16 protein-coding genes and 1 other RNA gene are annotated in these 17,878 nt (G+C 35.8%); 8 read left to right on the forward strand and 9 right to left on the reverse strand.

Features of this window, described 5'->3' with window-relative positions; genetic code table 11:
• The first annotated feature begins 226 nt into the window (after positions 1 to 226).
• Both HCX49_RS00270 and HCX49_RS00275 read left to right on the forward strand, forming a co-directional pair.
• Entirely contained in the window at positions 227 to 1,288 is a 1,062-nt protein-coding gene (locus HCX49_RS00270; protein ID WP_168125830.1) for a linear amide C-N hydrolase, read from the forward strand.
• 1,062 nt (positions 1,289 to 2,350) lie between these two features.
• The gene (locus HCX49_RS00275) at positions 2,351 to 2,584 is read left to right on the forward strand and encodes a hypothetical protein (protein ID WP_021190509.1); all 234 of its coding nucleotides are present in this window, start codon (positions 2,351 to 2,353) and stop codon (positions 2,582 to 2,584) included.
• 3 nt (positions 2,585 to 2,587) lie between these two features.
• Here HCX49_RS00275 and HCX49_RS00280 read toward each other — a convergent pair whose 3' ends face one another.
• On the reverse strand, positions 2,588 to 2,806 hold the full coding sequence (locus HCX49_RS00280) for a helix-turn-helix transcriptional regulator (RefSeq protein ID WP_132773706.1): 219 nt from the start codon (positions 2,804 to 2,806) through the stop codon (positions 2,588 to 2,590).
• Between the two features lie 182 nt (positions 2,807 to 2,988).
• Positions 2,989 to 3,356, reverse strand: a transfer-messenger RNA (tmRNA) gene (gene ssrA, locus HCX49_RS00285).
• A gap of 163 nt (positions 3,357 to 3,519) precedes the next feature.
• On the opposite strand from ssrA, the gene HCX49_RS00290 reads away from it, so the two are divergent.
• Positions 3,520 to 4,869 (forward strand): hypothetical protein, encoded by a 1,350-nt coding sequence (locus HCX49_RS00290; protein WP_168125831.1) that lies wholly within the window; start codon positions 3,520 to 3,522, stop codon positions 4,867 to 4,869.
• An 80-nt stretch (positions 4,870 to 4,949) separates the two neighbouring features.
• Here the strand turns inward: HCX49_RS00290 and HCX49_RS00295 are convergent, their stop codons facing one another.
• Both HCX49_RS00295 and HCX49_RS00300 read right to left on the reverse strand, forming a co-directional pair.
• Positions 4,950 to 6,980, reverse strand: a complete 2,031-nt coding sequence (locus tag HCX49_RS00295; protein WP_168125832.1) for a M3 family metallopeptidase — start codon at positions 6,978 to 6,980, stop codon at positions 4,950 to 4,952.
• Between the two features lie 109 nt (positions 6,981 to 7,089).
• Positions 7,090 to 7,983, reverse strand: a complete 894-nt coding sequence (locus tag HCX49_RS00300) for a serine hydrolase (RefSeq protein ID WP_021189066.1) — start codon at positions 7,981 to 7,983, stop codon at positions 7,090 to 7,092.
• Positions 7,984 to 8,058: 75 nt separating this feature from the next.
• On the opposite strand from HCX49_RS00300, the gene HCX49_RS00305 reads away from it, so the two are divergent.
• The 5 genes from HCX49_RS00305 (at position 8,059) to HCX49_RS00325 (ending at position 12,899) form a co-directional block, all read left to right on the forward strand.
• Positions 8,059 to 8,601 (forward strand): DUF1543 domain-containing protein, encoded by a 543-nt coding sequence (locus tag HCX49_RS00305; protein ID WP_021189067.1) that lies wholly within the window; start codon positions 8,059 to 8,061, stop codon positions 8,599 to 8,601.
• Between the two features lie 75 nt (positions 8,602 to 8,676).
• Positions 8,677 to 10,005: an amidohydrolase gene (locus HCX49_RS00310; RefSeq protein ID WP_317166801.1), complete on the forward strand. Its 1,329-nt coding sequence runs from the start codon at positions 8,677 to 8,679 to the stop codon at positions 10,003 to 10,005.
• Positions 10,006 to 10,087: 82 nt separating this feature from the next.
• Positions 10,088 to 10,939 carry an AraC family transcriptional regulator gene (locus HCX49_RS00315; RefSeq protein WP_168125833.1) on the forward strand — a complete coding sequence of 284 codons (852 nt, stop codon included), beginning with the start codon at positions 10,088 to 10,090 and terminating at the stop codon, positions 10,937 to 10,939.
• A 78-nt stretch (positions 10,940 to 11,017) separates the two neighbouring features.
• The gene (locus HCX49_RS00320) at positions 11,018 to 12,256 is read left to right on the forward strand and encodes an amidohydrolase (protein WP_168125834.1); all 1,239 of its coding nucleotides are present in this window, start codon (positions 11,018 to 11,020) and stop codon (positions 12,254 to 12,256) included.
• A 199-nt stretch (positions 12,257 to 12,455) separates the two neighbouring features.
• Positions 12,456 to 12,899, forward strand: a complete 444-nt coding sequence (locus HCX49_RS00325) for a KTSC domain-containing protein (protein WP_132773691.1) — start codon at positions 12,456 to 12,458, stop codon at positions 12,897 to 12,899.
• 71 nt (positions 12,900 to 12,970) lie between these two features.
• Here the strand turns inward: HCX49_RS00325 and HCX49_RS00330 are convergent, their stop codons facing one another.
• From HCX49_RS00330 to HCX49_RS00350, 5 genes are all read right to left on the reverse strand, one after another.
• Positions 12,971 to 14,335 (reverse strand): pyridoxal-phosphate dependent enzyme, encoded by a 1,365-nt coding sequence (locus tag HCX49_RS00330; RefSeq protein ID WP_132773689.1) that lies wholly within the window; start codon positions 14,333 to 14,335, stop codon positions 12,971 to 12,973.
• A 46-nt stretch (positions 14,336 to 14,381) separates the two neighbouring features.
• Positions 14,382 to 15,200, reverse strand: a complete 819-nt coding sequence (locus HCX49_RS00335) for an AMP nucleosidase (RefSeq protein ID WP_021188870.1) — start codon at positions 15,198 to 15,200, stop codon at positions 14,382 to 14,384.
• Between the two features lie 101 nt (positions 15,201 to 15,301).
• Entirely contained in the window at positions 15,302 to 16,552 is a 1,251-nt protein-coding gene (gene clpX, locus HCX49_RS00340; RefSeq protein ID WP_132773687.1) for an ATP-dependent Clp protease ATP-binding subunit ClpX, read from the reverse strand.
• A 2-nt stretch (positions 16,553 to 16,554) separates the two neighbouring features.
• Positions 16,555 to 17,256 (reverse strand): ATP-dependent Clp endopeptidase proteolytic subunit ClpP, encoded by a 702-nt coding sequence (gene clpP / locus HCX49_RS00345; RefSeq protein ID WP_132773685.1) that lies wholly within the window; start codon positions 17,254 to 17,256, stop codon positions 16,555 to 16,557.
• 96 nt (positions 17,257 to 17,352) lie between these two features.
• The gene (locus tag HCX49_RS00350) at positions 17,353 to 17,811 is read right to left on the reverse strand and encodes a type I restriction enzyme HsdR N-terminal domain-containing protein (RefSeq protein ID WP_132773684.1); all 459 of its coding nucleotides are present in this window, start codon (positions 17,809 to 17,811) and stop codon (positions 17,353 to 17,355) included.
• Between the last annotated feature and the right edge of the window lie 67 nt (positions 17,812 to 17,878).

Genomic DNA, 17,878 nt, shown 5'->3' on the forward strand with positions numbered 1-17,878 from the left:
ACATTGAACGATAGTTGCTACCGGATATTTAATTTTTATCAAATATAAAGTAGATTTAAAACAACTGTTATAGGATATTTTTTTTAATTTATATGTAATTTCTTTTTAATCGAAAAAATATTTTTAAATTGCAGTAATGAGTCATTATATATGACGAAGGTGTCATATCTATTTTTCTTTTGTAGTCTAAGAACTAAACATTTTTATCTTAATAAAATTAGTAGTCATGAAAACATTTATTAAACAAATTGGAAGCGCTTTGATTTTAACCGCAACTTTAATCGCCTCATCAGTAGAAGCAGAAGCTTGTACAAGAGTGGTTTATAAAGGTCCAAACAGCACAATTATTACAGCGCGAAGTATGGATTTTTCCATTCCTATTCCTTCTAACTTATGGCTATTCCCAAGAGGAATCGAGCGCGATGGAAGTACTGGAAAGAATACGATTAAATGGACTTCAAAATATGGGAGCATGACGACTAGTTCTTGGGACATTGCAATATCGGATGGGATGAATGAAAAGGGGCTGGTTGCTAATATGCTTTGGCTAGTAAGCTCTAAATATCCCGAATTTTCCAAAGATATTGCCGGGAAAAATGGCTTGGCTGTTTCACTATGGGCGCAATATGCCCTAGATAACTTCGCGACAGTAGCTGAAGCTGTCGAACATTTTAAGAAAGAAGAATTTGTTGTTGTTACAGACTTTATCCCAGGAACAGATAAGTTTACTACTGTCCATCTTTCTATGTCAGATGCAAGTGGGGACAATGCCATTCTTGAATACATTAACGGAAAATTAGTCATACACCACGATCCTGCTTACACTGTAATGACTAATGATCCGATTTTTGAAGAACAACTTGCGATAAATGAATATTGGAAAGGTATTCCTGGAAGTATATTTCTTCCTGGAACAAACCGTGCTGCGGATCGCTATGTAAGAGCGTCATATTATATTAAAGCTGTCCCGCAAACAGATGATACCAGAATTGCTGTAGCGAGTGCGTTTAGTGTCATTAGGCAATGTTCCGTACCTTACGGTATTTCTACTGAGGGTTTTCCTAATTTATCAACAACTAGATGGAGAACAGTTTCAGACCAAAAGAATCTGGTTTACTATTTTGAAGATGCACTAAGTCCGAATGCGATCTGGGTAGATTTGAAAAAATTGGATTTTAGCAAGAATGGAAAAATAAAAAAACTGACATTGGATAAAAATCAAATTTATGCAGGAGAAACATCAGACAAATTTTTAGATGCTAAGCCTTTTGTATTTCAGGGAATATAAAAGAAAAAAGCAATAGTTATTCAGATTAATTACCGATACGGCGATTATTTCAACCTTGTTTAAGGTTTAATTTCTCTCAAAAAAGAAAAGCTCAACAAAAGTTGAGCTTTTCTTTTTTGAGCCGGGGCTATTATGTAGCATGCATTTACACGATTTACCGAAAGGAAATAATTAAGTTATCTATTTAATGGGGTATCAATTATTGAATTGAATTAAAATTTCTATTTAATTGCGTAGTTGACATATGCAGCATAGATTTTCTAACGCCAAAACAGGTAGGAAAATACTCCGGAAAACTGCAGAAATTCCAGAAAAGCAACGTTGCAAAAATAAAAATAAATTATGTGTAGCAGAAGCGGAATTCATAAAACAACGTGGATCATAATATCAATAATAATTTATAACTCTATATAGTTATAATAGGACGATGCACATTCAGCCTTTATTCGGGTCTATTTCGCCCTTTCTTCGGAAAGCCTCTACTGTTTTTCCACCTTGCCTATACTGTGCCTCTACTGTTTTTGTAGAGGCACAGTATACAAACAGAATAGGCACAGTTGATATTTCCCGAAGCTTTCCCGAACTGCGTGCGAATAAGTATCGAAGCAGATTACTATTGTTTTATACTGATAATAAGTGGACAGCTAGTCTTGTCCGCTTTTTAGTTTACACTTGTGGAGTATAAAAAATGTAATTTATTAATATCTAACAGGGTATTTATTATTGTTTGTTAAAGTGTTGAAATATGGGAAACTCGAATAGTTTCCCATATTTCAACACCATTTTTTTATGATTACATCATTGCCACTAAAGATCTCTTTTGTTTAGTACTTCTTCAATGGTTCAAGTGTTACATAAGCAACTGATAGGAACTGTGTCATTTAATAAAGTTAGGCGTGATACAAAGTTTTAAAGAAATCTTTTTTAGATATTAACGGATTGTAATTTATGGATTATTAAAATGTTATTTTTGATTTACAGTACTTTAAAACTGTTGTTTTTGAACGGGCAAACTGGTATATTTAGATAAAAGTAATTCAGCTTTCCCAATATTCTAAAAATATGAGACAGTTAGCAGTTAAAATATTACAGTTGGTAAAAGAAGACAAAGATCTTCAGCCCTTGATGGTAAATGAATCTTTTCAAGATGAATTGGCAATCTTAGAAAGGACTGGTTTTATTAGAAGTTTTAAGCCTGAAATTGGGCAAAGTCCTTATGAATGCTATGATATTACAAGAAAAGGTATTGAACGTCTTATTGAATTAGAGGCATCAAATTATAAAAGAGTAGGCTAATACCTACTCTTTTTTATTTATATACCTTTTTAGGGTAATGATTGCGCCTAATTGAAATAAGGTATGTGCATTATGCTTACGCTTAAGATCATTTAGTGTTTTTTCAATTGATGATAAACTGTAAGGGTTATGCCCCTTTTCTTTGAGTTCGCGAGCAATTTCAGGCTGTGTTTTGCCCTGCAGTAAGGAGTCAATTAGAAGTTTTTCAAATTCGGTTTGCATTTAATAAAGATAATAAATTCGTACAACTTATGTATATGTGGTTCTATTATGCTGGGTATGAGATTACTTCGTAAGCATTCTCATTAATCAATTTTGTTTAGATCCCGACGTCGTACATTTTTTTGCTATAATTTCTCATAAAATAATAAAACCGCATTCAGTTAAACTGAGTGCGGTTTTATTTGTGGAGCCGGAGAGATTCGAACTCTCGTCCAGTCATGGTACTGTGTACGCTTTCTACATGCTTAGCTTCTCTTTAATTGTCGAGCGAGGGAAGGTGAGTTGCAGACCTATACCGTACGCCGTATTTGCTGAGTCTTACAAGTGATTAGCAAAATCACACCTGCCAGTTCTATTGTTCGATGCCCCGAATGTTAAACCAAAGAACAGGATCTAACGGGACAAATAGCTATGTTAAGTCTAACTTAAGCAGCTAAGGCGTAGTTTTCTTCGCCAGTTGTAATTGTGAAAGTTCCGATTAAAGTGCTCTACTAACAACGCACTGCATGCTTACATAACCGTCTCCATCCTGTCAATTCCGGTCGACCCCAATTATGTAGATTACAAAAATACAAATATTATTTCAATTATGAAGGAATATACACGCTTGGAATACAATATATTTTGTATCTTACATATATTGATATACAAACAATTGTTAATCAGAATTGTTATAAGGATGAAATATTCATTGAATCAAAAAATAAATCTACATGGCTAAGGAAATAAAATCTAAAAATTCGAAAAAGACAAATAAAAAGGCGTCTACTCCAGTTGCTAAAAAGAAGTTCGCAGCTGATGTAAGCAATGTAAAAACAATTGCAGAAAAATCGAAAACACCGCGCAAACTAAAGAAATCATCTAAGAAAGTGACTTCAAAAGAGGAATCTAAATTAGTAAAGGCATATAAAAAGCTGAATAAAAAAGTGAAAGAAACACTTTCGGAGATTCAGGAAAAATTGCCTTTTTTTCATGTAGATGAAACGATCAAACGAGTTACTTCTAATAAGAATGATGATGCAATTAAATCTGATAAGAATAAAAAGAAGAAATTAAAGGATAGTAAGTCTTTAAAAAAAGGTGAAGTCTCTAAAAGTAAGAAAAAGGATATTAAAGCCGTAGCAGAAAAAAATATCGAAGTAAAAAAAGACGATGATAAGCCAAAAGCTACTAAACCAGTAACCGCAAGTAAACCTGTAGCAACAGCATCAAAACCAGTCGCTAAACTTGATCCTCCAAAAGTAGCACCAAAGGTTACTGATGCCCCTAAGTCTACAACTGTAAGTAAACCTGTAGCAACAGCATCAAAGCCGGCAGCAAAACCTGCTCCTGCGAAAGCAACACCAAAGGTAGCTGAAGCTCCGAAAGCCACAACTGCAAGTAAACCTGCAGCAACAGCATCGAAGCCGGTAGCAAAACCTGCTCCTGCGAAAGCAACACCAAATTTAGCGGAAGCTCCGAAAGCCACAACTGCAAGTAAACCGGCAGCAACAGCATTGAAGCCAGCAGCAAAACCTGCTCCTGCGAAAGCAACACCAAAGGTAGCTGAAGCTCCGAAAGCCACAACTGCAAGTAAACCTGTAGCAACAGCATCGAAGCCAGCAGCAAAACCAGCTCCTGCGAAAGCAACACCAAAGGTAGCGGAAGCTTCAAAAGTCACAACTGCAAGTAAGCCTACAGCAACAGCATCAAAACCAGCTCCTGCGAAAACTGCGCCAAAGGTAGGGGAAGCTCCAAAAGTCGCAACTGCAAGTAAGCCTGCTACAACAGCATCAAAACCAGCTCCTGTAAAAGTAGCTACAAAAGCAACTAATGTTTCGAAACCAGCAACAGCATCAAAGCCAGTAGCTAAACCTGCTACTACAAAGGCAGCGCCAAAGGCTACTGATAGCACAAAATCAGGGGAAGCAGCTAAACCTGCTGTATCACCTTCTGAAGCTAAAGGAAGTCCGGTGACACACCCAAGCCTTGCTCCCGATAATAATGCAAAAACGGTCAGTGCTGCAAAAGAAAATACCGATAAAAATACGGCAGGTGACGAAAAAGCTGAGCCTACAAAATAGGGACTATTTAAAAAAAAGAATAATAAAAAAAGGATGCCTTACGATCATAGAGCATCCTTTTTTTATGCATAGGCAAATATTTACTTTAGTAAACCAGCACGTTTCAATAAAGCTTCTACCTTCGGTTCTTGGCCTCTAAATTGTTTGTACAAACTCATTGGATGTTCAGTGCCACCTTTGGATAAAACGGTATTTTTAAACTTAGTTGCAATCTCTTTGTTAAAAATGCCATTTTGTTTAAAGTAATCAAACGCATCTGCATCTAAAACCTCAGCCCATTTGTAACTGTAGTAGCCTGAAGAATACCCGCCATTAAATATATGGGAAAAAGATGTGCTCATTGCATTTTCAGTAACATCAGGATAGAGTTGCGTCGATGCAAATTGATTATTCTCAAAATTTTTGAGGTTATCGATCGCTGTAGGATCTTGACCATGCCAGCCCATATCTAATTTTCCAAAGCTGAGTTGGCGAAGTGTAGCCATACCTTCTAAAAAGGAAGCACTCTCACGAATTTTTGTAACAAGATCCATTGGGATCGGTTCTCCAGTTTCATAATGCTTAGCAAATAGCGCCAATGCTTCTTGTTCATAACACCAGTTTTCCATGATCTGACTAGGCAGTTCGACAAAATCCCAAAACACCGCAGTTCCTGAAAGCGTAGGGTAAACGGTATCTGCTAGCATACCATGTAAAGCATGACCAAATTCATGAAATAAAGTTGTTACCTCATTAAATGTTAAAAGCGATGGTTTGGTTTCAGTAGCAGGAGTGAAATTACACACGATTGAAACATGTGGACGTTCATTTTTACCATCTTTTTTATATTGTGGTTTAAATGAAGTCATCCAGGCACCATTGCGTTTACCTTTTCTTGGAAAAAAGTCAGCATAAAAAACTGCAATGAAATTCCCCAAATCATCTTTTACTTCAAATGTTTGTACATCTTTATGGTACTTGTCAATAGTTTGCACTTCATTGAAGTATAAACCAAATAATTTTCCTGCAATTTCAAATGCTCCTTGCAGTACGTTTTCTAATTTGAAAAAAGGTTTTAATTGCTCATCATCAAGCTGAAACTTCTTTTGCTTCAATTTTTCAGCATAGTAAGCTCCGTCCCATTTTTCTAAAATAGCAATACCATCAGTTTCATTGGCAAAAGAGCTTAATTCCTGAAATTCATCTTTTGCCGCTGGTTTTGCTTTGGTCAATAAATCATCTAAGAATGCGTTTACCTTATCCGGATTCTGTGCCATACGCTCTTCTAATACAAAGTGGGCGTGCGTTTGATAGCCTAGAAGTTGTGCGCGTTGAAATCGAAGTTTCGCAATTTTTAATACAATCTCTTCATTATTATTTTCATTATCCTGATATGCTTTTTTACCGGCGGCAATAGTGATTATTTTACGCAATTCACGATTTTCGGCATAGGTGACAAACGGGATATAGCTTGGATAGTCTAGGGTAAAGACCCAACCTGTTTTTTCTTGAGATCTCGCTAATCCGGCTGCAGCTTCTTTGACTCCGTCTGGCAAACCAGCAAGCTCAGCTTCATCTGTAATATGAAGTTCATAAGCATTGGTATCGGCTAATACGTGTTCCCCATACTTTAATTTAAGTAGCGAGAGTTCGGTATCAATAGCGCGAAGCTGCTCTTTTTTATCATCAGACAGAAGCGCCCCATTGCGAACAAAATCTTTATAGTTTTTCTCTAATAAAGTTGTTTGCTCTAATGTTAAATTCAACTGTTCTTTTTGATCGTAAACCTGCTTTATTCTTTTGAACAGATCAAAATTAAGCGTGATATCATTGCCAAGTGCTGCAAGTTTTGGAGCAACATCTTGAGCGATCTGTTCTAATTCGTCGTTGGTTTCCGCTGAATGTAGATTGAAAAAAATAGTTGATAAACGATCTAAAGACATTCCCGAAAATGCCAATGCAACAATCGTATTGTCGAAAGTAGCAGGTTCAACGGTATTTGCTATGGCATCAATTTCAGTTCTAGTGCTAGCAATAGCTTGATCAAATGCAGGTATATAGTCTTCGTTATTTATTTTAGAAAATGGTGCGGTATTATGAACCGTCTCAAAATGTTGTGTTAAGATACTCATAAAGTAAATTTAGTAGAATATTTTGAACCTATGTAGAAAAATCAAAATTACGACAGCGAGATGATATTCAAAATTGAAAATTCGCTTTATTCATTCTTTAGCTTATAGTTTAAGGTGTATAGGGTTTTTTTGGTTCAAAATAATTCCATAATAAATGTGAGATCTTTCTGGTGAGTTCCTCAGCTTCATTATTTTTAGTCCAGCTTTGATCTTTAATGTTGTTTGTCAATACACAAAATACATAATCACCACTAGGGGCATTTACAAGTACAACTTCACCGCGGGCTTCATCAACAGAGCCTGTTTTGGATGCGGTCTTTACATATGCCGGTATTTGAGAAAGGGATCGTTCGTTGTAAAAGATATTTCCTAAATAACGGTACATTTTATCTGATGCTTTTGTGCTGACAACTTTACCTTGGAAAATCAGCGCTACTAAGGTTGCCATTTCTCTAGGTGTAGTCTGTCCCCAACCATATTTTTTCCAGATCTCATTGCGACCTTCGGTACGGGAATTAACTTTTGTATTGACTAAACCTAACTGGTCCATGAGTTGGTTTATGGTCGAACCTCCTCCTGCTAGTTGTTGATTCCAAATAGAGGTGACATTATCACTGTAAGAAATCATCAGACCTATCATAGTGGCAAGATCTGTTTCACTACTATCTTTAAAAAATTGCATCAGACCTGAACCACCATATTGCTGTGATGACCGGTAAGTGAATTTTTGATCCAGTGTCAGTTCTCCTTTTTCTATTTTATCAAATATACCTGCAAGTATAGGAACTTTTACGATACTAGCTGTGGGGAAAATGGAGTCAGCCTCAATAAGCACTTCTTTTTGAGTGTTGAGATTTTTTACATAAATACCAATATCTCCACGAAAGTCTTGTGTTAAGGCTCTTAATTGACGGTCTAATTTTTTGTCAATATGCTGAGCACTGGTGCTACAAGGAAATAGGATAGCAATGATGAGTAGTAGGAATAAATTTTTTGTTCTCATTAGATTTTAATTGTACCTTATAAAAGTAATGATAATAAAAGTATAATTAATCGAAGGAAGTATATGAATCTTTTTATGTTATTATTAGGATGTAAGCCATCTGGAAGACATGTTGAACAGCACGATATTTATTTTGGTATTGCGGAACGATTGGGAGAATTGGTTCCAGCTATAGTAGACTATTGGCCCGAAGCAAAAGGAGAGATTCATGTTGATGCTTGGCGGGAGGTGACAAAAGTCGGATCTTACCAAATTTCGATCTCGACAGAGCCTATAGACAATGAAAAGCTGAAACTCTATTTTGTTAATATGGGTGGGTATAAACCCAATGATATGGAAGAGTATCATTATAAAGAAATGGTTGTTGCTTATAACTTGGAGGAAGCAAAGGAAGTCGCAAAAGAAACGGTTTTCTTTAAACATCATATTTCTCCACATATTGATGATAAATATGGTATCGATGTCGATGATGTATATGAAATTGAAGAGCTTTTACCGGCATTATTTAAAGGGAAATATTATGTTAAGATTCGTGAAGAGCAACATGATTTCTTAAAGGAAGATGATATTACTAATGGCTACTTTACGATGGAAATCTTACGAGATCAATTGGAATAAATCAGACAAGTATTGTTATAAAACGTACCTCTATTTTGATTTAGTTTACTTGTAATTTTATAACAAAAAAAGAAAGTGAATAATTTGAACCATTTATCCCGTAAACAATTCATACAAAATGCCGCGATAGCTGTTGCTGGCGCATCTCTTCCGTTAAGCACATTGAGCGCTAAATCAATCAATCCAATGCATACAGAAATAAAAAGTAAAATGTTGAAATTTAAGAATGTACGTTTGGAAACTGGTTTTATTTATGATGAGGCTGATGTAATTGGTACTAAGACGGATTTATTTTATATGGAAGTTGAAAATGGTAAAATATCAAAAATCGGTTCCAATCAAGCCAACGCAGATGCTATTGATGCAAAAGGATTATTAATGTTGCCTTCTTTCAGAGATATGCACATCCATTTGGATAAAACTTTCTATGGTGACAAGTGGCAGGCAATAAGACGTGGAGCTGGCAGCGTGAAGGGCATGATTGCTTTAGAACAAAAAATACTTCCCGATTTATTGAAGAATTCAACTTTCAAAGCAGAGAAACTGATCGAATTATTACAGTCGAAAGGTACAGGATTTGCACGCAGTCATGTTAATATTGAACCTACTTCGAAGTTGCAGTCGCTAAAAAATCTACAAAAAGCGCTTGAGAACAAACATAAAAGTTTTAGTGCTGAGATCGTCGCTTTTCCGCAACATGGCGTATATTTTACAGATAGTGTTCCTTATTTAAAGGAAGCAGCACAAATGGATATTGATTTTATCGGTGGCGTAGATCCATATTCTATTGATGGACAAATTGAAAAAACAATAGATTTTACAGTTCAGCTGGCATTGGATAACCAAAAAGGAATAGATATTCATTTGCATGAGTCTGGAGAATCGGGATTGAAAACAGTGGAGTATCTGATTGATAAGGTTAATGAGAATCCTACATTGAAGGGTAAAACATTTTTAAGTCATTGTTTTGTATTAGGAAAGATTGATAAAGTAAAACAAGAGGAGATTGCTGAAAAATTAGGAGCTGCTCAAATCGGTATTGTTTCTACTATTCCTTTTGGAGGTTTAATTATGCCGATCCCTACTTTATATAAACATAACGTTACTGTAATGACCGGAAATGACAGTATTGTGGATCATTGGAATACTTTTGGAACGGGAAGTGTTCTGCAAAAAGCTAATCTTATGGCACAGTTGTATGGATATTCGTCAGAGTTTTTATTGTCAAGAAGTTTAAAGATAGCAACGGGAGGCACTTTACCTCTAAATGATAAGGGTGTAAAACAATGGCCAAATGTTGGAGATCAGGCCGATTTTGTGTTGATCAAGGCGAGTTGTTCTGCAGAAGCAGTATCACGGATCTCTGATGTGGAGACTTTGGTACATAAAGGCGAGTTGGTGTAGATATCTCTAGATTAAAAAAATGGTTGATTATAATCCATTCTCCTCTGTTTTTAGTAAATTGAATTACTAAATTTGAGGAGAAATGGATAACCAGCACGATTATTTTCCAGTTTTAAATATTCAAGAATTTACTGAAGCACCCTCAGGATTTACAAATTTATTGTTTCATGAGATCAGAGGTGCTCGTCATATTGTTGAACCACATAAGCATGATTTTTTAATTATTCTGCTATTTGAGAAGGGGAGTGGTACCCACAGCATTGACTTTAGAAATTATGTGATCGAATCTCAGCAGGTTCATTTTTTATTCCCAGGACAGGTTCATCAATGGCAATTTGATGAAGAAACAGTCTGTTATCAATTGATGATTAGCCGTGAATGGTTTGAAAGTTTTCTCCCCGATCTTCGATTTTCCTCTCTTTATTACCAGCAACATCCTGTTTTTCAAATTTCTCGATCGCTTTATACAGCATTGTTTTATGAATTTCGAGCTATTGAACAGGAATTGCAAGAAACAAATATTCTTTGGGAAATTATTCAGACACGTAGCAAATTGATCGGTTTGTTATTGCGCAAGTCTTTTGAGATTACATTCCATGATTTTGAGAAATATCATTCAAATCCGATTATTTCAAAATTTGTACAGCTCATCGATCTTCATTTTAAATCAAATCGGTCGGTAGCTTTTTATGCAGAAAAATTACATATCTCCGCTAATTACCTCAATATAGTTAGTAAAAAAGTGATTAATACCGCCGCATCGACATTGATTCATGACCGTATTTTATTAGAAGCAAAACGTTTGCTTAAAATATCGGAAATGAGTGTTAAGGATATTGTATATGATTTAGGGTTTTATGATCACGCCAGTTTTTCGAAATTTTTTAAAAGTCATACCGGAATGACACCATCTCAATTTAAAGAACAAGGATAATTTTGACAACAGTTGGCATAATCTGTACCTAATCGGTCAGTAGTTGATTTTTATATTTGTTATATAATCATTGATCTTATGTTGCCATCTCATAAATTAATTTCCAAGGGGCATTACACACTAAAAAATGTTCGTTTAGAGACCGGATTCGAATATGAAAACCAAGAGGTAATCGGTACTCTTACTGATCTCTTCTGTATTGAAATTGCAAACGGAAAGATAATAGCTATAAAAGCTAATAATGCAGCTGAAGAAGCTGTTGACATGAAAGGAAGGCTGATGTTGCCTGCTTTTAAAGACATGCATATTCATATCGATAAAACTTTATTTGGTTTACCATGGCAAGCGCTATCTCCAAAAAGAAAAACGGTTGCAGATATGATTGCTTATGAGCAAGAGATCATTCCCAGATTGTTGACAACCTCCACAGCACGTGCCGAGCAACTCATTGCTTTATTGCAGGGATATGGTACAACTTATGCGAGAACCCATTTTAATGTAGATCCGACCTCTGGGCTTCAATCTTTTGAAAATCTTTTGCTAGCGCTCGAACATCAAAAAGATTCCTTTCAAGCGGAGCTTGTTGCTTTTCCGCAACACGGGCTTTATTATACAGATTCTGCTCCTATTATGAAAGAAGTAGCGAAGTCTGATCGGGTTGATTTTATAGGAGGACTTGACCCACTCAGTATTGATGGAAGCATAGAGAAGCCTTTGGAATTTACTGTACAGTTGGCATTGGATAATAATAAAGGAATAGACATTCATCTTCATGAAGCAGGTCCTTCGGGAATGAAAACAATTCAATATCTTATCGATAAAGCAGTTGAAAACCCTCAGTTACAAGGGAAAACATTTATCAGCCATGCCTTTGCTTTAGCACAACTGAATGCACAGGAGGTAGAAGAGATTGCTGAGAAATTGGCTTTTGCAAAAGTGGGTATTGCTTCTTCTGTGCCATTTAAAGGACGTCCCATGCCTATTCCAGCATTAAAAAAGCATGGAGTAAATGTGCTGATCGGAAATGATAATGTACAGGATTATTGGAGCACATTTGGTACCGGTAATATGCTACAAAAAGCAAACCTTATAGCAGAGCTATACGGATATGCGACCGAATTGCAGCTTTCACGTACGCTAAGCTTTGCAACACAGCAACTCTTGCCTTTAGACGATGAAGGAAAACAACAATGGCCAAAAGCGAATGATGATGCTAACCTGGTTTTTGTAGATGCGACCTGCTCAGCTGAAGCAGTCTCTAGAATGTCTTATGTATTTGCATTTATGCACAACGGAAATCTTTTTTTGACAGATTAAGCTCGTTATGAGCTCATAGGGGCAGTGATTATAATCTTGACTTTTCGGCAGTATTGCTAATTTAAATAGATAATTTAGTATGTAAAAGATGAAATTACAAAAAATTAACATACAATTGTTCATTCTAAAATATAATTGACGTATTTTTGCAAATCCTAAAATCAATATGGTTTGGTTGGAATAGGGAAAAATAAATATTATGAAAAGAATAGGTGAATCCAAAAAGATTTTTGGTATTACAAAAAATGAAGATTTAGCGACGTTAAAAAAGATATACCGTGACTTAATCAAAGCTTGGCATCCGGATAAATTTCAAGATGAAGTACAAAAAGAGGAAGCTGAGTTAAAAAGTACAGAAATTATTGAGGCTTACCACTTCTTAGTTAGTATTTCTCCTGAGACACATGAAGCAAATTTAGAAGAGTATAACAATACGATCAATAACTTTTTTATTGAAGATTTTGAATTTAAGGGTCAGACATTACGCGTTACATTTCAGGATAAAAGTACTTATGAGTATTTTGGTGTTCCAAAAACAGTGTACACGAAATTCATCAATGCTGAGTCTCGTCCAAGATTTGGTAGAAGACAAATTTTCAACTCATATACATTCCGCAAAAGTGCGAATGCAATGGGAGCATAGTTTAATTGCTTATCATAAAAAAAGCCTTATTGTTATTAACAATAAGGCTTTTTTTATACAATTTTATTTAATTATGCTTCAGATATTGCATTGATAATATCATACTGTGTGATGATATTAATTTTTCCGAATTCATCTTCTACCAGTACAGCTTGTGTATCTTTATTGATCAAAGCCGATATTTTATCAATCGACGTATTTAAGTCAACAAAAGGAAAGGGCTTTGTCATAACTTCTTGTACTGACGAGGATTTAAGAGCTGGATTTTCTAAAAGAGCATTCAAAATATCAGACTCTGTTATTTTTCCGACCACCATTCCCTGCTGTGTTACGGGTATTTGAGAAATATTAAGTGTTTTCATAAAGTTGAACGCTTCAAAGACGGTTTGTTCAACATCTGCTGTTACAATTGCTTGCTCACCTCTTCTTTTTAAGATACTTTTTGCGTTGAGTTTCTCATCTTCTAAAAAGCCACGTTCTCTTAACCAATCTTCATTATACATTTTTCCCATATAACGCGAACCGTGATCATGGAAGATAACGACAACAACATCATCTTCTTTTAAGCGATCTTTTAATTGAATAAGACCTGCTAATGCTGATCCAGCTGAGTTTCCGGCAAAAATTCCTTCCTTACGAGCCAGTTCTCTCGTCATTAATGCAGCATCTTTATCGGTAACTTTTTCAAAAAGATCAATTAAACTAAAATCAACATTTTGCGGTAAAAAATCTTCACCAATACCTTCTGTTATGTAAGGGTATATTTCATTTTTATCGAAAATACCGGTTTCCTTATATTTTTTAAATACAGACCCATAAGTATCTATTCCCCATACTTTAATATTAGGATTTTGCTCTCTCAAATATTTGGCTGTACCTGAAATGGTACCTCCAGTACCAACACCCACGACAAGGTGGGTGATTTTCCCTTCAGTTTGTTCCCATATTTCAGGACCAGTTTGTTCATAATGTGCCAGCGCATTTGAAGGGTTATCGTATTGATTGGCTTTCCAGCTATTGGGAACTTCGCGTTCCAGACGGCTCGATACCGAATAATAGGAGCGGGGATCTTCAGGATCCACATTTGTGGGACAAACGATCACTTCTGCGCCAAAGGCACGTAAAGCATCGACTTTCTCTTTGGATTGTTTATCTGTTGTGGTAAAAATACATTTATAGCCCTTGACAACAGCAGCCATGGCTAATCCCATACCTGTATTTCCAGAAGTTCCTTCAATGATTGTTCCTCCTGGTTTTAATAAGCCAGCTTGCTCTGCATCTTCAATCATTTTAAGTGCCATTCTGTCCTTAATCGAGTTGCCGGGGTTACTGGTCTCGATCTTCGCTAGGATGGTTCCTTTTAAATCTTTGGTGATTTTGTTTAGCTTAACAAGAGGGGTATTTCCTATTGTTTCTAAAATGTTATTATACCACATAAATTTACTGTTTGTTTATGCAAAAATACCAAAAAATGTCTGTTTCCTAGAATTTCAAATGTTTCACAGTCAACCCATTATTTTTAAGTTGCTTAAGCGCATCAATACCAATACTGATATGAGCATCAACATATTTCGCTGTTACACTTACATCACTATTAGCAGTCTTTACGCCTTCTGGAATCATAGGTTGGTCCGAAACAAGTAATAAAGCACCCGTTGGAATTTTGTTTGCAAACCCGACACTGAAAATAGTGGCTGTCTCCATATCAACAGCCATAGCACGTATCGTTTTTAAATATTTTTTAAAATCTTTATCGTGTTCCCATACCCGTCTGTTGGTTGTATAGACTGTTCCGGTCCAGTAGTCTCTGGAGTGGTCGCGAATAGTAGTTGATATTGCTTTTTGCAATGCAAATGATGGTAATGAAGGCACTTCAGCGGGGAAATAGTCATTGGATGTACCTTCTCCTCTGATGGCTGCAATTGGTAAGATGAGTTCTCCTACACCAATTTTTTTCTTCAACCCCCCTGTTTTTCCTAAAAATAGGACTGCTTTCGGAGCAATAGCAGACAATAGATCCATGACGGTTGCGGCCATTGGGCTCCCCATACCAAAATTGATAATAGTGATGCCGCCTGCAGTAACACTTTGCATGGGTTTATCTTCACCATAAATAGGTGCATTGTCATGCATTTCAGAAAAAATAGTGACGTATTTTGAGAAGTTTGTTAATAAAATATAATTACCAAACTCTTCTAAAGGTCTTCCTGTATAACGTGGTAACCAGTTGTGAACAATCTCTTCTTTTGATTTTAAACCTGGTGTGATAGGGCTATCTACGTTTTTTTTACTTTTTGCCATAATTCTTCAATTTAATAATTTAACCTATTTGAAGGAGGGCCTATGGGAAGAAATTTGTGCGGCTAAAAAAAATCCCCCGCGGTATGCGAGGGATTTCTTATTTAAGCGACTTGCAATTTTTTGATGTCCGACTTTTCAAATTTTTTCGTCGCATATTCTAACGTAATATGCAGTTCTTTTTGATTCGTCTTTTCCTTTGACGTAGGAATTTCAAACATTGCGTCGAGCATAATAGCCTCACAAATACTTCTTAAACCACGAGCTCCAAGTTTAAATTCATCAGCCTTGTCTACGATAAAGTTGTAGACTTCGGTATCAAATTTTAATTCAATTCCTTCGTATTCAAATAATTTTCTATACTGTTTTATTAACGCATTCTTAGGTTCTGTCAAGATACTTAATAGTGTCTCTTTGTCCAATGGGTTCAAATACGTTAATACAGGTAATCTTCCGATCAATTCCGGTATTAAACCAAAACTTTTTAAATCCTGAGGTGTGATGTACTTATAAAGATTTTTTAAATCAATTTCTGCATCATCCTCATTCATTCTGTAACCTACTGTCTGTGTACGAAGACGATTGGCAATTTTCTTTTGAATGCCATCAAATGCGCCACCACAGATAAATAAAATGTTGCTTGTATTGACAGCAATCATTTTTTGATCAGGATGCTTACGGCCACCTTGAGGTGGTACGTTAACAACTGTTCCTTCTAAGATTTTCAACAATGCTTGCTGAACACCTTCTCCAGATACATCTCTGGTAATGGAAGGGTTATCACTTTTACGTGCTACTTTATCAATTTCATCAATATAGATGATACCGCGTTCAGCTGCCGCAACATCGTAATCTGCCGCCTGTAATAAACGAGTTAATATACTTTCAACATCTTCACCGACATAACCGGCCTCCGTTAATACTGTAGCATCTACAATACTGAAAGGTACATTTAAAATCTTTGCTACCGTTTTGGCTAGTAAGGTTTTACCAGTACCGGTTTCACCTACAACAATTAAATTTGACTTCTCAATTTCAATTTCATCTTGATCAACTTTTTGATTTAGACGTTTGTAATGATTGTATACAGCAACAGAGATCACTTTTTTTGCGTCATCCTGCCCGATAACATACTGATCTAAGTGTTCTTTTATCTCTAAGGGACGAATGAGTTTTAACGCAGTTTGTAATGTTTTACTCTTACGTTGTTTCAATTCTTCCGCTAGAATTTCGCCTGCTTGATTGATACAGCGGTCACAGATGTGAGCTCCATCTCCAGCGATAAGCATTTGGGCATCATTTTTACTCATTCCGCAGAATGAGCAATGAACGCCACTATTATTATTTTTAGCCATTATTATTTAATAATCTCCTTTTTAGGAAGTAAAATCTCGTCAATCATTCCAAAGTCTTTTGCTTCGGAAGCCTTCATCCAGTAATCACGGTCAGAAGATTTTTCTACCCATTCGTAAGTTTGTCCTGAGTGGTCAGCAATAATAGTGTAAAGTTCCTCTTTCAATTTCATCATCTCACGAAGATTGATTTCCATATCTGAAGCAACACCTTGAGCACCGCCGGAAGGTTGGTGGATCATGACACGTGAATGTCTCAATGCAGCACGTTTACCTTTTGCTCCAGCAACCAATAATACAGCACCCATAGAAGCTGCGATACCTGTACAGATTGTAGCAACATCTGGTGCGATATATTGCATCGTGTCATAAATACCTAATCCTGCATAAACACTACCACCTGGTGAATTGATGTAGATTTGAATATCTCTTTGGGAATCTGTTGATTGTAAAAACAACAATTGTGCCTGAATGATATTTGCTACCTGATCGTTGATACCATCACCTAAGAAAATGATACGATCCATCATTAAACGTGAAAATACATCCATTTGAGCAACGTTTAATTGACGCTCTTCTACGATGTATGGAGTCAAGTTTGTAGGTGTGTTTACTTGCGCTCGTGCAATAAATCCATCAACATGTTGACTTCCAATTCTGTGATGCTTGATTGCATATTTTCTGAATTCGTTTTTATCTATATTCATATTCTTTGTGATTCAAATTTATAAGACTAATATAAAACTATATTTTAAATAATAAATACTATATGCCATTTGTTTTACACATGAGTTACAATTCTCTTAAAGTTGATCATAACTCGGCAGCTCTTTTATAAAGGCAAATGATTTGTTTTCAAAATCAATTTTACAATAGTAATGCTGCAATCCATTGCTTACTAAGAGTAACGGAATTTTATGGATAGAATTGTAATTAGCGATCTGTTCGAAGGTCGCCTGTGTAATTTTTATATGTGGCGCCTTAAATTCAGCTAGTACTATTTTTTCTCCTTGATTATTATAGATGAGTAAATCACTTCGTTTTTGAAGGTCATTCAGTCGTAAGCCACCTTCTATCTTCATTAAGGATTTAGGATACTTTTTGTTGATATGGAGAAAGTGTACCCAATGTTGGCGAACCCATTCTTCCGGAGTTAAAACAAGTTTCTTCTTTCGTAAATCGTCAAAAATGAAAATGGTTTCATTCTCTTTTGTCAATTTCGCTGGATATGGCGGTAAATTTAACGGAATTGGGTTAAACATAGGACAAAGATACTAATTTTTGAATTATTCAAAATAGAAGAGATGTAGGATTCCGTTATTCAAATTT

Source organism: Sphingobacterium sp. B16(2022), assembly GCF_012030425.1.
Classification (GTDB): domain Bacteria; phylum Bacteroidota; class Bacteroidia; order Sphingobacteriales; family Sphingobacteriaceae; genus Sphingobacterium; species Sphingobacterium anhuiense.